General features: G+C 72.1%; 12 protein-coding genes and 2 tRNA genes. 5 read left to right on the top strand and 9 right to left on the bottom strand.

Annotation, left to right across the window (positions count from 1 at the left end; translation table 11 throughout):
- Nucleotides 1-5 precede the first annotated feature (5 nt).
- Nucleotides 6-2,591 carry a valine--tRNA ligase gene (gene valS, locus O2W53_RS05005; RefSeq protein ID WP_269161925.1) on the top strand — a complete coding sequence of 862 codons (2,586 nt, stop codon included), beginning with the start codon at nucleotides 6-8 and terminating at the stop codon, nucleotides 2,589-2,591.
- A gap of 43 nt (nucleotides 2,592-2,634) precedes the next feature.
- Here the strand turns inward: valS and O2W53_RS05000 are convergent, their stop codons facing one another.
- From O2W53_RS05000 to O2W53_RS04975, 6 genes are all read right to left on the bottom strand, one after another.
- Nucleotides 2,635-3,015, bottom strand: a complete 381-nt coding sequence (locus O2W53_RS05000; RefSeq protein WP_269161924.1) for an endonuclease domain-containing protein — start codon at nucleotides 3,013-3,015, stop codon at nucleotides 2,635-2,637.
- A 718-nt stretch (nucleotides 3,016-3,733) separates the two neighbouring features.
- Nucleotides 3,734-5,005, bottom strand: coding sequence for an ATP-dependent Clp protease ATP-binding subunit ClpX (gene clpX, locus O2W53_RS04995; protein ID WP_269161923.1), 1,272 nt, complete (start codon nucleotides 5,003-5,005; stop codon nucleotides 3,734-3,736).
- A 320-nt stretch (nucleotides 5,006-5,325) separates the two neighbouring features.
- Nucleotides 5,326-5,958: an ATP-dependent Clp protease proteolytic subunit gene (locus O2W53_RS04990; RefSeq protein WP_036336713.1), complete on the bottom strand. Its 633-nt coding sequence runs from the start codon at nucleotides 5,956-5,958 to the stop codon at nucleotides 5,326-5,328.
- Between the two features lie 2 nt (nucleotides 5,959-5,960).
- A complete protein-coding gene (locus tag O2W53_RS04985; protein ID WP_442928863.1) occupies nucleotides 5,961-6,611 on the bottom strand; it encodes an ATP-dependent Clp protease proteolytic subunit in 651 nt (216 codons plus the stop codon).
- 325 nt (nucleotides 6,612-6,936) lie between these two features.
- Complete coding sequence (tig, locus tag O2W53_RS04980) at nucleotides 6,937-8,391, bottom strand: trigger factor (protein ID WP_269161922.1); 1,455 nt, start codon at nucleotides 8,389-8,391, stop codon at nucleotides 6,937-6,939.
- Between the two features lie 95 nt (nucleotides 8,392-8,486).
- A tRNA-Pro gene (locus tag O2W53_RS04975) sits at nucleotides 8,487-8,560 on the bottom strand.
- Between the two features lie 76 nt (nucleotides 8,561-8,636).
- Here O2W53_RS04975 and O2W53_RS04970 point away from each other — a divergent pair.
- Together O2W53_RS04970 and O2W53_RS04965 are read left to right on the top strand one after the other, a co-directional pair.
- A tRNA-Gly gene (locus O2W53_RS04970) sits at nucleotides 8,637-8,710 on the top strand.
- A 34-nt stretch (nucleotides 8,711-8,744) separates the two neighbouring features.
- Nucleotides 8,745-9,023, top strand: a complete 279-nt coding sequence (locus O2W53_RS04965; RefSeq protein WP_269161921.1) for a hypothetical protein — start codon at nucleotides 8,745-8,747, stop codon at nucleotides 9,021-9,023.
- Between the two features lie 76 nt (nucleotides 9,024-9,099).
- On the opposite strand, the gene O2W53_RS04960 is transcribed toward O2W53_RS04965, so the two are convergent.
- The 3 genes from O2W53_RS04960 to O2W53_RS04950 are packed head-to-tail and all read right to left on the bottom strand — an operon-like array spanning nucleotide 9,100 to nucleotide 11,605.
- The gene (locus O2W53_RS04960) at nucleotides 9,100-9,795 is read right to left on the bottom strand and encodes a DUF998 domain-containing protein (protein ID WP_269161920.1); all 696 of its coding nucleotides are present in this window, start codon (nucleotides 9,793-9,795) and stop codon (nucleotides 9,100-9,102) included.
- Nucleotides 9,792-11,000, bottom strand: coding sequence for a glycosyltransferase (locus O2W53_RS04955; protein ID WP_269161919.1), 1,209 nt, complete (start codon nucleotides 10,998-11,000; stop codon nucleotides 9,792-9,794). The genes O2W53_RS04960 and O2W53_RS04955 overlap by 4 nt, the downstream gene beginning before the upstream one ends.
- Nucleotides 10,997-11,605: a DedA family protein gene (locus tag O2W53_RS04950; protein ID WP_269161918.1), complete on the bottom strand. Its 609-nt coding sequence runs from the start codon at nucleotides 11,603-11,605 to the stop codon at nucleotides 10,997-10,999. Before O2W53_RS04950 ends, O2W53_RS04955 begins: the two co-directional genes overlap by 4 nt.
- A 259-nt stretch (nucleotides 11,606-11,864) precedes the next feature.
- On the opposite strand from O2W53_RS04950, the gene O2W53_RS04945 reads away from it, so the two are divergent.
- A complete protein-coding gene (locus tag O2W53_RS04945) occupies nucleotides 11,865-13,151 on the top strand; it encodes a sensor histidine kinase (protein WP_269161917.1) in 1,287 nt (428 codons plus the stop codon).
- Nucleotides 13,148-13,825 carry a response regulator gene (locus O2W53_RS04940; protein WP_269161916.1) on the top strand — a complete coding sequence of 226 codons (678 nt, stop codon included), beginning with the start codon at nucleotides 13,148-13,150 and terminating at the stop codon, nucleotides 13,823-13,825. Before O2W53_RS04945 ends, O2W53_RS04940 begins: the two co-directional genes overlap by 4 nt.
- Nucleotides 13,826-13,863: the final 38 nt, after the last annotated feature.

The following is a 13,863-nucleotide window of genomic DNA, read 5'->3' as shown; positions in this document are numbered from 1 at the left end:
CAGTCATGGTTGCCGACACCCGATCCCTGGACAGCACTCCCCCGGGGAGCACCGGCGGCGTACCCGAGAAGCCCTCGATCGACGGGCTGGAGGACAAGTGGGTGGCCCGCTGGGCCGAGGGCGACACGTACGCCTTCGACCGGGACGCCGCGCTCTCCGCCCCCCGGTCGCAGACCTACGCGATCGACACCCCGCCGCCGACGGCCAGCGGGTCGCTGCACGTGGGCCACGTGTTCAGCTACACGCACACCGACATCGTCGCCCGCTACCACCGGATGCGCGGCAAGCACGTCTTCTACCCGATGGGCTGGGACGACAACGGCCTGCCCACCGAGCGCCGGGTGCAGAACTACTACGGCGTGCGCTGCGACCCCTCGCTCCCCTACGACGAGGACTTCACCCCGCCGGAGAAGCCGGGCAAGGACCAGCTGCCCATCTCCCGGCGCAACTTCGTCGAGCTGTGCGAGCGGCTCACCGCCGTCGACGAGGACGCGTTCGAGGAGCTGTGGCGCCGGGTGGGCCTGTCGGTCGACTGGGGCAACGTCTACCGGACGATCTCGGAGTCCTCGCGGGCCACCGCGCAGAAGATGTTCCTGCACAACCTGGCCCGCGGTGAGGCCTACGCCCAGGAGGCGCCGACCCTCTGGGACGTCACCTTCCGCACCGCGGTGGCCCAGGCCGAGCTGGAGGACCGGGAGCGCCCCGGCGCCTACCACCGGATCGGCTTCGCCGGCCCCGAGGGCCCGGTCTTCATCGAGACCACCCGCCCCGAGCTGCTGCCGGCGTGCGTGGCCCTGGTCGCCCACCCCGACGACGAGCGCTACCAGCCGCTGTTCGGGAAGACCGTCACGACGCCACTGTTCGGCGTCGAGGTGCCGGTGGTGGCGCACCGGCTGGCCGAGCCGGACAAGGGCTCGGGCATCGCGATGATCTGCACCTTCGGCGACCTGAACGACGTCACCTGGTGGCGGGAGCTGCAGCTGCCGACCCGCGCCGTCATCGGCTGGGACGGCCGGTTCATCGCCGACCCGCCGGCCGACGTGCCCGCCGACGTGTACGCCGAGCTGGCCGGCAAGACCTCCTTCAGCGCGCAGCAGCGGATCGTCGAGCTGCTGCGCGAGTCCGGTGACCTCGTCGGCGACCCGAAGCCGATCACGCACCCGGTGAAGTTCTTCGAGAAGGGCGAGCGCCCGCTGGAGATCGTCACCACCCGGCAGTGGTACATCCGCAACGGCGGGCGGGACGGCGACCTGCGCGACGCGCTGCTGGCCCGCGGCCGGGAGATCCAGTGGGTGCCCGAGCACATGCGGCACCGCTACGACAACTGGGTCGAGGGGCTCAACGGCGACTGGCTGATCAGCCGGCAGCGCTTCTTCGGTGTGCCGTTCCCGGTCTGGTACCGACTGGACTCCGAGGGCGAGCCCGACTACTCCGCGCCGATCCTGGCACCGGAGTCGGCGCTGCCGGTCGACCCGTCCTCCGACGTCCCCGAGGGCTTCACCGCCGACCAGCGGGGCGTGCCCGGCGGGTTCATGGCCGACCCCGACGTCATGGACACCTGGGCCACCTCGTCGCTGTCGCCGCAGGTGGCCTCGGGCTGGGAGACCGACCCGGAGCTGTTCGCGCACGTCTTCCCGATGGACCAGCGGCCCCAGGCGCACGACATCATCCGCACCTGGCTGTTCTCCACCGTCGTCCGGGCGCACTTCGAGCACGGCGCGGTGCCGTGGACGCACGCGACCATCTCCGGCTTCGTGGTCGACCCCGACCGCAAGAAGATGTCGAAGTCCAAGGGCAACGCGACCACCCCGATCGACGTGCTGGAGCGCTACGGCACCGATGCGGTGCGCTGGCGTGCCGCGGGCGCCCGGCCGGGTGCGGACTCGCCCTTCGACGAGGCGCAGATGAAGGTCGGCCGCCGGCTGGCCATGAAGGTGCTCAACATCGGCAAGTTCGTGCTGGGGCTGGGCGCCTCCCCCGACCTGACGGCCGAGGCGGTCACCGAGCCGATCGACCGCGGGCTGCTCGCCTCGCTGGCCCAGGTGGTCGACGAGGCGACCTCGGCGATGGAGGCCTACAACTACACCCGGGCGCTCGAGGTCACCGAGTCGTTCTTCTGGTCCTTCTGCGACGACTACGTGGAGCTGGTGAAGACCCGCGCCTACGGCGCTGGCCCCGCGGCTGCTTCCGCCCAGGCCACGCTGGCGCTGGCGCTGTCCGTGCAGCTGCGGCTGCTCGCCCCGGTGCTGCCCTTCGTCACCGAAGAGGTCTGGTCCTGGTGGCAGACCGGCTCGGTGCACCGGGCGCTGTGGCCGACCGCGACCGAGCTGCCGACCGGTGGCGACCCGGCGGTGGTGTCGGCGGCCGCCGAGGTGCTGTCGCTCGTCCGCAAGGCGAAGTCCGACGCGAAGACGTCGATGCGCACCGACGTCGCCACGACGACGGTGACCGTGCCCGAAGCTCGGGTGGCCGCGGTCGAGGCCGCCCGGAGTGACCTGGTCGACGCCGGCCGGATCGCAGAACTGACCGTGGTCGCCGGCGACGGCCCCCTCCGCGTCGACGTAGTCCTCGCCGAGACACCTACCGACTGACCGATGTGCGCTGAGTGCCAGGTGCCGAGGCTGGACCTGACACTCAGCGCACGACGTCGAGCCCGAAGAGGCAGCGCCGGGCCGTGTGAACAGTCAGGATCTCGGTGCGGCAGGCGGCGGCCTCGACCGTGAGCCTCCGGTAGCTGAACCGGAGGGTCTGCCACCCGACCGTGGCCACCAGGGCGTCTCGGCGGATGTCCCGCTCCCGCTGCTCGCGAGAGCCGTGCCAGGCGGCCCCGTCCATCTCCACGGCGAGCAGCACGTCCTCGCAGGCGGCATCGAGGAGGAACCGCTCCCCCGCCACCGTGATCGGACGCTGTTGGACGAACGCCGGCATGCCGGGACCACGCAGTACCTGCAGACAACCCCAGATCTCAAGCTCGCTCTGGCACCCGTCGGCGAGCAACCGGACGAGTTCGGTCAAGGCAGCTCGCCCGGGCAACCGGGGACGCCGAGCCAGCTCATCGGTCAACTGTCGCGCCGTGCACAGCCGCCGGCGGACCGCGGTGATCGCTGCTGCGCGGACAGCGGGGCGCCCGGCACCGGAGGGATCAGCCCACGCGTCGACGACCGAGCGCTCGACCGACGTCACCGGCAACCCGCCGACCGGCCGCACGTGCCAGTCGGCGTCAGCCACCCGGTGCAGCACGACCCCCGGGGCACCCCGACCACTGCGGCCCGGCGCCACGGTGACGTGGACAGGCCCGGCGGGCGGCGGGACGAGGCCCCAGAGCGCCAGGGCGGTCGCGTGGCTGACCACGGCCTCCCGCGACCGGACGGCGGCAGCCACCCGGACCCGCCAGTCGGTTGTCGACCCTGGTAGCGCATAGCAGCCACCACCGAGACGCAGCAGCCGGCCACACGCGACCCACGAGCGGACGGTCGTCGGGCTCACCTGCGCCGTCAACTGCGCCCACGTGGTCCATCCTCGCGGTCCGACCAGAGCCTCGACGTCGTGCCGCACGCCCAACAGCCTGTCGCTCGCGGCTCGGGCGCCGGGGCCGCGCCGCACATCTGTGGACGGCGGGCGCGGACTGTCAGTCGGGCAGCTCGCAGCTGTCAGTCTGCGCACGCCGAGTCATGGAATACAGAGACGGCCCGCTCCCCTCTTGGGGAACGGGCCGTCGGAGGTGGTGCTGGGACTACGCGGACTTCTCGCGGGGGGCGCGGGCGGGCTTGCGGGGCACGAGGGTGGGGCTCACGTGCTCCAGCACGACCTCGCGGGTGATGACGACCGTGGCGACGTCCTCGCGGCTGGGGATGTCGTACATCACCGACTGGAGCACCTCCTCCAGGATCGCCCGCAGCCCACGGGCACCGGTACCCCGCAGGATGGCCTGGTCGGCGATCGACTCGAGCGCGTCGTCGGTGAACTCCAGCTCCACCCCGTCGAGCTCGAACAGCCGGCGGTACTGGCGCACCAAGGCGTTCTTCGGCTCGGTGAGGATGTTCATCAGCGCCGTGCGGTCGAGCTTCTGCACCGTGGTGATCACCGGGAGCCGGCCGATGAACTCGGGGATCATGCCGAACTTCAGCAGGTCCTCGGGCATGACCTGGGCGATGGCGTTGGCCTTCTCCACCTCGGCCTTGCCGCGCACCTCGGCACCGAAGCCGATGCCCTGCTTGCCGGTGCGGGCCTCGATGACCTCTTCGAGCCCGGCGAAGGCGCCACCGACGATGAACAGCACGTTCGTGGTGTCGATCTGGATGAACTCCTGGTGCGGGTGCTTGCGCCCGCCCTGCGGGGGCACCGACGCGGTCGTGCCCTCGAGGATCTTCAGCAGCGCCTGCTGCACGCCCTCGCCGGAGACGTCCCGGGTGATCGACGGGTTCTCGCTCTTGCGGGCGATCTTGTCGACCTCGTCGATGTAGATGATCCCGGTCTCGGCGCGCTTGACGTCATAGTCGGCCGCCTGGATCAGCTTCAGCAGGATGTTCTCGACGTCCTCGCCGACGTAGCCCGCCTCGGTCAGCGCCGTGGCGTCGGCGATCGCGAAGGGCACGTTGAGCATCCGGGCCAGCGTCTGCGCCAGGTGCGTCTTGCCGCAGCCCGTCGGGCCCATCAGCAGGATGTTGGACTTGGCGAGCTCGACGCCCTCGTCGCGGGAACGGTCACCGCCGGCCTGCACCCGCTTGTAGTGGTTGTAGACGGCGACGGCGAGCGTGCGCTTGGCCTGTTCCTGGCCGATGACGTACTGCTCGAGGAAGTCGTGGATCTCCTTGGGCTTGGGCAGCTCGTCGAACTTGAGGTCCGACGACTCCGAGAGCTCTTCCTCGATGATCTCGTTGCAGAGGTCGATGCACTCGTCGCAGATGTACACCCCAGGGCCAGCGATGAGCTTCTTGACCTGCTTCTGGCTCTTCCCGCAGAACGAGCACTTGAGCAGGTCGCCGCTCTCACCGATACGTGCCACCTGGCTGACCTCCACCTCGAATGGGACGACGCTGCTGCGGCCCCGTTGGTTCGTGCTGTGTCATGCCCTCGTCGACGCCCTTCCTGCTGGCGTTCGGTGCCCCTGCGGTCGTGGACCGGGGATCGGGCGTTCGCCGAACCTACCCGGCTGATCCGACGTTCCCGGGCAGGAACTCACCCGGGTCGCCCGGCCCGTAACACCCGTCCCGGCCCTCCCCCGCGACCCGGCTGAGTCGTCGAGAGGACACCGGGACGCCGGATGGGAGAACGGTACGGGCCGAGAGCGCGACACGCGCGCCCTCGGCCCGTCCCATCCCTGCGTCAGGCCGGCAGGGCGTTGAGCTTGCGGCTCTGGATGACCTGGTCGACGATCCCGTACTCCATGGCCTCCTGGGCCGTGAGGATCTTGTCCCGGTCGATGTCCTTGCGGACCTGCTCCTGGCTCTGCCCGGTGTGCCGGGCCAGGATGCTCTCCATCTGCACCCGCACCCGCTCGATCTCGCGGGCGTGGATCTCCAGGTCGGTGACCTGACCGCCGGCCTCGCCGGAGGGCTGGTGGATCAGCACGCGGGAGTACGGCAGCGCCAGACGCTTCCCCTTGGTCCCGGCAGCCAGCAGGACGGCGGCCGCGGAGGCGGCCTGGCCCATGCAGACGGTCTGGATGTCGGGGCGGACGAACATCATCGTGTCGTAGATGGCCGTCAGCGCGGTGAACGAGCCACCGGGGCTGTTGATGTACATCGTGATGTCACGGTCGGGGTCGTTGGACTCCAGCGTGATCAGCTGGGCCATGACGTCGTTGGCCGAGGCGTCGTCGACCTGCACCCCGAGGAAGATGATGCGCTCCTCGAAGAGCTTGTTGTACGGGTTCGACTCCTTCATGCCGTAGCTCGTGCGCTCCACGAAGGAGGGCAGGATGTACCGGCTGGAGGGCATCTCGAAGCTGCTGCTCATGGTCACTTCTCCGGTCCGTCGGTGACCGGGTTGTCGGTCGAGGTCATGGACTCTGCGCGGGTCACCACGTGGTCGACGAAGCCGTACTCGAGGGCCTCCTGCGCGGTGAACCAGCGGTCGCGGTCGGAGTCCTTCTCGATCTGCTCGACCGTCTGCCCGGTGAACTGCGCCTGCAGCTCGTTGAGCTGGTGCTTGGTGCTCCGGAAGAGCTCGGCCTGGATGGCGATGTCGGAGGCGGTGCCGCCGACGCCGGCCGAGGGCTGGTGCATCAGGATCCGCGTGTGGGGCAGGGAGTAGCGCTTCCCCTTGGTCCCGGCGGTGAGCAGGAACTGGCCCATCGAGGCGGCCAGGCCCATCGCATAGGTGGCGACGTCGCAGTCGATGAACTGCATCGTGTCGAAGATCGCCATGCCGGCGGTGACGGAGCCGCCGGGCGAGTTGATGTAGAGGTGGATGTCGCGCTTGGGGTCCTCTGCGGATAGCAGCAGCATCTGCGCGGCGAGCTGGTTGGCGATGACGTCGTCGACCTGGCTGCCGAGGAAGATGATCCGCTCACGCAGCAGGCGCTCGTAGACCGAGTCGTTGAGGTTCATCATCGAGCCGCCGGCGCGCATCAGCGGCGCGCTGGCGGTGATCAGGTCTGAGTTGCTCACGGGTGCGGTGACCTCCGTAGGACTGCGGTGCAGTCGGTCTCGTGGAACGGGTTGGCCGGTGGTCGGGGGGCGACCGACGACGCTGCGGACGACCCTCGGTGCCGGTCGTCGATGCGGCCTCGTGTGGTCGTCCTTCAGGGGTGCCTGAGTGTCACGTCGACCCTAACGCGCACCCCCGACCGGTTCCTCCCGGCGCGGGCCGGTGTTCGCCGTGGGCGCAGCGGCACCGGCGCCGACCTGCGAGGCGACGACCCGGACGGCACGCCGGAACGACAGCGCCGCCCGTACCCAACGGGGTACGGGCGGCGCAGGGTGTCGCGGTGGGTCAGGCCTTGCCGGCCGTCTCCTCGGTGTCGGTCTCCTCGACCGCGTCGGACTCGGCCTCGGCGGCCTCAGCAGCATCGTCCTCGGCGGCCTCAGCAGCATCGTCCTCGGCGTCGGCCGAGTCGGCGGCGACGGTGCGGGGACGCAGCGCCTCCAGGTCGACGACGTTGCCCGACTCGTCGGTGATCGTCGTCTCCTCCAGCAGCTGGGCCAGCGCCTTGGTACGCCGCACGTCGGCGACGAACTCGGCGATGTTGTTGCCCTGCTGGAGCTGCTGGGCGTACTGCTCGGGGCTGACCCGGTTGCGCTGGGCCTGGGCCATGATCTGCGCGGAGAGGTCCTCGTTGTCGACGGTGACCTCGCGGGCGTCGGCGATCGAGTCGAGCACGAACTGCGTCTTGACCGCCTTCTCGACGTTCTCGCGTATCTCGGCGTCGTAGGCCTCGCGGCTCTCGACCTCGGCCATCGAGAAGTAGGCGTCCCAGTCCATGCCGGCCTGCTGGAGTTCGCGCTCCATGGCCTGGGTGCGCCAGCTGAGCTCCTGCTCGACCAGCTTCTCCGGGACCGGGACCTCGATGGTCTCGAGCAGGTGCTCGACCAGCTTGTCGCGGGCCTGCCCGCCCTGCTGCAGCACCTTGGTGCGGGCCAGCCGGGTGCGGACGTCCTCGCGCAGCTCGGCCAGGGTGTCGAACTCGCTGGCGACCGAGGCGAACTCGTCGTCCAGCTCCGGCAGCTCCTTGGCCTTGACCGACCGGACGGTGACGGTCACGTCGGCCATCTCACCGGCCTGGTCGCCGGCGAGGAGGGCCGTGGAGAAGGTGGCGCTCTCGTCGGCGGACAGCCCGCGCACGGCCTCGTCCAGGCCCTGCATCAGGTTGCCCGAGCCGACCTCGTAGGACATGCCGGTGGTGCTGCCGTCCTCGAGCACCTCACCGTTGAGCGTGGCCTCCAGGTCGATGGAGACGAAGTCGCCGTCCTCGGCCGCGCGCTCGACACCGGAGAGGGTGGAGAAGCGCTCCCGCATCATCGTGACCTGCTGGTCGATCTCCTCGTCGGTGACCTCGACGTCGTCGACGGTCACCGCCAGGGAGTCCAGCGGGGGCAGCTCGAGGGTGGGGGCGACGTCGACCTCGGCGGTGAAGGCGAGGGCCTCGCCGTCGTCGAGGCGGGTGACCTCGACGTCGGGCTGGCTGATGACGCGGACCTGGTTCTCCCGGATCGCCTCGGAGTAGACCTCCGGAACGGCGTGCTGGACGACCTGCTCGAGCACGACCGGGCGGCCGATGCGCTGGTCGAGGACCCGGTTGGGGACCTTGCCGGGGCGGAAGCCGGGAACGCGCACCTGCTTGCCCAGCTCCTTGTAGACCTCACCGAAGGCGTGGTCCAGGTCGCTCCACGGCACCTCGATCGCGAGCCGGACCCGGGTCGGGCCCAGGTTCTCGATGGTGCTCTTCACAGCGGCGTGCTCCTCAGGTACGACGGGGGTGGGCGCGGCCTCCGTGGGGACGGCGGCCGATCGTGCCCGCGAGTCTTCCAGACCTCGCGGCGGTGTCGGGGTGACAGGATTTGAACCTGCGGCCCCCTGCTCCCAAAGCAGGTGCGCTACCAAGCTGCGCTACACCCCGTGGCCACCGGCGAGTCTAGGCCGACGGCCTGCGGACACCGCCGCGTGGGCACGAGTTAGGCTGCCGCGGTACGCATGCGGGTGTAGCTCAATGGTAGAGCCCCAGCCTTCCAAGCTGGCCATGCCGGTTCGATCCCGGTCACCCGCTCCACACTCGCCCTGTCGGCCTCACCTGGACGAACCCAGTGGACGCAGCGGGCGCCGACCAGGTTGCCCCGAGCCAGCACCCGCGTGACGACGGCGCCGAGCGGGCACCGCAACCCGGCCTGCGCGATCTCGAGGTCCTGCGGCGCGCGGCGCAGGCCGCCGGCGCCAGCCTGCAGTGGGAACTGCACCTGCCCGAGGTGCCCGCGGCACTGGGGCTGTCGGCCTACCGCACCGTCCAGCAGGGCCTCGCCAACGCCGCCCGACACGCACCCGGCGCACCCGTCCGGGGCCTGACACGAAACGAGGTGTCCGCCTGACAGGGGTCACTCCAGACGGTGGCCAGGTCCACCCAGGGGGAGCTCAGGACGGTGTCCATCAGGTCGGTCGGCCAGGTCACCGGAGACCTCCCTCGGCAGAGGGCGGCGAATCCTCGACACCGGCCAGGCCCGCGGCGACGAGCACCGCCGTGGCCGCCGTGCCGGCCAGCAGCAGCCGCTCGACCAGCCCGATGCCCGGCATCGGATCGGCGCCCGCGAACACGACGGGGACGTGCAGGGCCAGGAAGGACGTGCCCAGCCCGCCGAGGCCGACCGCCGCACCGCGCAGGGCGCGGCGAGCCGGGGGCGAACAGGTGGCCGCGACCAGGAGCCCGACGACCGGCGGCACCACCATCGCCACGGCGGCCGCCACCTGGTGCACCCGTCCCCACGCCGTCGTGTCGAGCCCGGGCAGGTCGGTGGGGAACGCGGCCACCGCGGCGAGGCCGACCGACCACAGGGCCAGCAGGCCGAGCGCCGCGGTCCGCACGGCACCGGCCGGGAGGCGGCGGTGCACCCCGAGGGCCGTACCGGCCGCCGCGATCTCCAGCCCCACCATGCACCCCGCGAGCCACCAGCCGCCGGCGGGCCGGTGCACGGCGTCGCTGAGCATGCCGTCGAGAATGTCGCCGCCGACGACGTCGGTGCCGATCCCGGCCAGGACGGCGACGGCCACCCCGAGCAGGACGACCGGCAACCACGGCGCGGACCGCACGTCCGCCGCGACGGCCGTCGCCGGCCCGGGTCGCGGCGGCGCCGAGAGCGCGGTCATGTCGGCACCAGGACATCGCGGCGGGGCTGGTCCGCCCTGCGGGAGCGGAGGCAGGCGTCGTAGAGGCCGACGAACGCGCTGAGCGTGGCGCCCAGGTCGTGCTCTGCGGCGACGGCCCGGGCGCGCCGGCCCATCCGCCGGGCGGACGCCGGGTCGTCCAGCAGGGCGGTCAGCCGCTCGGCGAGCTCCTCGACATCGCCGTGCCGGTAGAGCCAGCCGGTCCGCCCGTGGTGCACCAGGTGCGGCAGCGCACCGGCGTCGACGCCCAGCACCGGCAGCCCGGTGGCCATCGCCTCCAAGGTCACCAGGCTCTGCAGCTCGGCGGTGCCGGCCATGCCGAAGAAGTCCGCGGCCGCGTAGGCCTCGGGCAGCTCGGCGTCGCTCAGGACGCCGGTGAAGGTCACCGCACCCGCCACGCCCCGCTCGGCGGCCAGCGCCTCGAGCCTGGTGCGCTCCGAACCGTCCCCGACGACGAGCAGGTGGAGGTCCGACCGCGCCCGGACCAGGGCGAGCGCCTCGATGAGCTCGTGCACGTTCTTCTCCGGGTCCAGCCGGCCGACGGAGGCCAGGACCGGGACGGAGGGCAGTCCGTACCTGCGGCGGAACCGGGCACCGTCGCGCCCGGGGGCGAAGCGGTCCAGGTCCAGCCCGCAGGAGATCGGCAGCACCGGCCCGGGGACGCCGGCCGACTCGGCCAACGCCGCGGCGAACGGCGTGGGGCTGGTGACCACGTCGGCGAGGGCGAGCACGCCGGCGGCGTCCCGCCACGCCCACTGGTGCGCCCGGCGCCGGACGGCGGCGCCACCGGGCACGTAGTGCAGCAGGTTCTCCGGCATGAAGTGGTTGGTGGCGACCACGGGGATGCCCAGCGCGCGCGCCGCACGGAGCACCGCCCGTCCCACCAGGAAGTGGCTCTGGACGTGCACCACGTCCGGTCGCACCGTCCGGAGCACTGCTCGGACGCGGCGTTGCAACCCGGCGGGCGGGCAGATCCGGAAGCCGCGGCGGACGAGCACCGGCAGGGAACGCACCCGGTGCTCGGTGACGCCTCCGGTGGCCTGCGCGGAGGTGCTGTGATGGCTCCGGGACGGGGCGAGCACGTGCACCTCGTGCTCGGTGGCCAGGCCGGCGGCCAGCCGTTGGGCGAAGTAGGACGCGCCGTTGACGTCGGGCGCATAGGTGTCGGCGGCGATCAGGATCTTCACTGGGGAACTCCTCGAGTCCGTAGGGAGAACAACCTCTTGGCGACGAACGAGACGGCGAGCACACCGACACCGAGGGCCGCGCTGAGCGAGACGAAGGCCCAGGGCGAGCTGGCGATCCCCGAGATGTGCGGACCCGCCAGCAGGCCGAGGGCGACCAGCACGGCCGCTCGCGCGGAGCTGGTGAACGCGACCCAGCCGACGAAGCGGCGGTAGGGGACGCCGGCCAGACCGGCAGCCAGGAACGCCGGGACGGCGCCGATGTCGACCAGCTTTGCGCCGACCACCACGCGAGGGAGGCGTCGACGCACGTCCTTCCGGAGCCGCGCGGCGCGGGCTCCGGAGACACCGAGCCGCGCGAGCAGCGGGAGCATGCGCCCGTGCCGCCCGCTCCGGCCGAGGACGAACAGCAGGCTGTCGCCGACGACGTCGGCGGAGACGGCCAGCAGCCACACGGGCAGCAGCGCCAGCACACCGGCGCCGACCATCGAACCGGCCGCCACCGTGGTGGCCGGTCCCTCCAGCAGCATCAGCAGCGCCAGGACGAGATAGGGCTGCACCTGGTCGCTGCTCCCTCCCGACCCGCCCCGGGCGACGGGGCGGATCAACCGCCGGACCGTCCGGCGGCGAGGAGAAGCTAGGACGGCGTGGACGCCGTGGTCGTCGGCCTGCGGAGCTGTTCGGCATGGCTCCGCGGTGGCTGCACCAGGGGCGCGGACCCGTACCGCGGTAGGGGGTCCCCCCGCTCGGGAGAGGGACGACGGTCCCTGCGCGACGCTCTAGCGTGCATGCAGGCGAGCCCGCGGGAGGGATCGCCGGCGGGCGGGTGCCCGTCCGGACGGCGGAGAAGTGGCAGGTGGAGGACGGATGGCGGTGACCCGGCCGGACGACCGTGCCCCGGCGAGGTCCTGGACGGCCGGCACGGCGATCGCCGGGATCCTGCTGGTCCTCCTGCAGATGCCGACCACCACGGGCATCTACGGGCTGCCGTTCACCGCCGCGCTGCTGATCCACCTGCCGCAGGGCCTCGCGCTCCCGCTGGCGTTGCGCCGTCCACTGCTCGCCACCGCCGTCCAGTTCGTGGCGGCGGCGGCCACCGCCCTGGCGCTCGACCCCGTCGACGGGCAGGCCTGGCCGCTCACCGTCCCCGGTGTCCTGCTCCTCGTGGCGCACGTCGGGCTGCTGGCGGTCTCCCGCGGCTGGCGGCTCGCTGCCCTGGTCTGGGGAGCCTCGCTCCTGGGCCTCGCCCTCCTGATGGCCGCCCAGGTGGTGGAGTGGGGCAGCGAGACCGCCGGCGACATCACCGTCGCGGTCTACGCGGCCAGCGCCCTGCTCGTGCTGGTGGCCGGGTCGGTGTGGCAGCAGCGGTCCCGGCTGGCCGGCGAGCTGTCGGCGGCCCAGCGGGACGTGGCGGTCGAGCAGGCCCGGCGGGCACTGGTGGAGGAGCGCACCCGGATCGCCCGGGAGCTGCACGACGTGGTGGCGCACACGATGTCGGTCGTGCACATGCAGGCCAGCACCGCACGCTTCCGGCTCCCCGACCTGGGCCCGGAGGCGGCCGCCGAGCTGCAGCAGATCGCGGGTTCGGCCAAGGCCGCCATGGCGGAGATGCGCCAGCTGCTCGGCGTGCTGCGGGACGACGGGGCGAACGCCCCGGTCACGCCGACCGCGACACTGGCCGACCTGCCCGAGCTGATCGCCGGGACGGCGCGCGGCGGAACGGCGGGCCGGCTGACAGTGGACCCGGCGTTGGCGACCCGGGAGGTCCCGGAGATCGTGCAGGCGGCGGCGTACCGGGTGGTCCAGGAGGCGCTGAGCAACGTCGTCCGGCATGCCCCGGGTGCGTCGGCGACGGTCGACGTCCGGCTCGCACCGGAGGGACACGCGATCGAGCTGACGGTCACCAACCCACCGACCGCCTCCCCGGTCGCTCCGCCCGGTCCGGGCATGGACCTCCGCGACCCCACCCGGGCTCGCCACGGGCTGATCGGCATCCGCGAACGCGCAGCGCTGCTGGGGGGCTGGTCGAGCGCGGGCCCCGTACCCGGTGGCGGATGGCAGGTGGACGCCCACCTGCCGCTGGCGGCGGAGGTCCCCGTCGCGACCGACCTGCCCGACCACGGCGTGGCGGCCGGACCAGGGGCTGCTCCGTGATCCGCGTGCTCGTCGTCGACGACCAGTCGATGATCCGGCTGGGCATCCGCTCCGTCGTCGACGCCCAGGAGGACATGACCGTCGTCGGCGAGGCGGAGAACGGGGAACGGGCGCTCGCGGCGGCCCGGAGCCTGCGCCCCGACGTCGTGCTGATGGACGTGCGGATGCCCGTCCTCGACGGGCTCGAGGCGACGCGGCGCATGCTCGCCGCAGACCAGCCGAACAGCCACCGGCCGCGGGTCGTGGTGCTGACCACCTTCGACCTCGACGACTACGTCTACGCCGCGCTCCAGGCCGGCGCCAGCGGCTTCCTGCTCAAGGACAGCGAACCCGAGGAGGTCCTGCGAGCGATCCGCGTGGTCGCCGGCGGTGAGGCCCTCCTGGCGCCGGGGGTGACCCGCCGGCTGATCGAGCAGTTCGTCGACGCCCGCATCACCGCCCGACCGCCCGACCCGGCGATGAACGGGCTGACCGAGCGGGAGCGGGAGGTCCTGACCCTGATGGCGGGCGGGCATTCCAACGCCGAGATCGCCGCAGAGCTGTTCATCGCCGAGCAGACGACCAAGAGCCACGTGAGCCGGGTGCTGCAGAAACTGCACCTCCGCGACCGTGTGCAGGCAGTGGTCTACGGCTACGAGAACGGGCTGGTCCGCCCCGGAGACCCGGACCGCTGAGCTGGTGGCGCGCCGTCGCAGCAGGTCACCGCGTACCG

It is taken from the genome of Modestobacter sp. VKM Ac-2978, from assembly GCF_026968025.1.
GTDB lineage: Bacteria > Actinomycetota > Actinomycetes > Mycobacteriales > Geodermatophilaceae > Modestobacter.
Note: the sequence above shows the minus strand (reverse complement) of the source record. Positions and strands in the feature narration are given on the sequence as shown.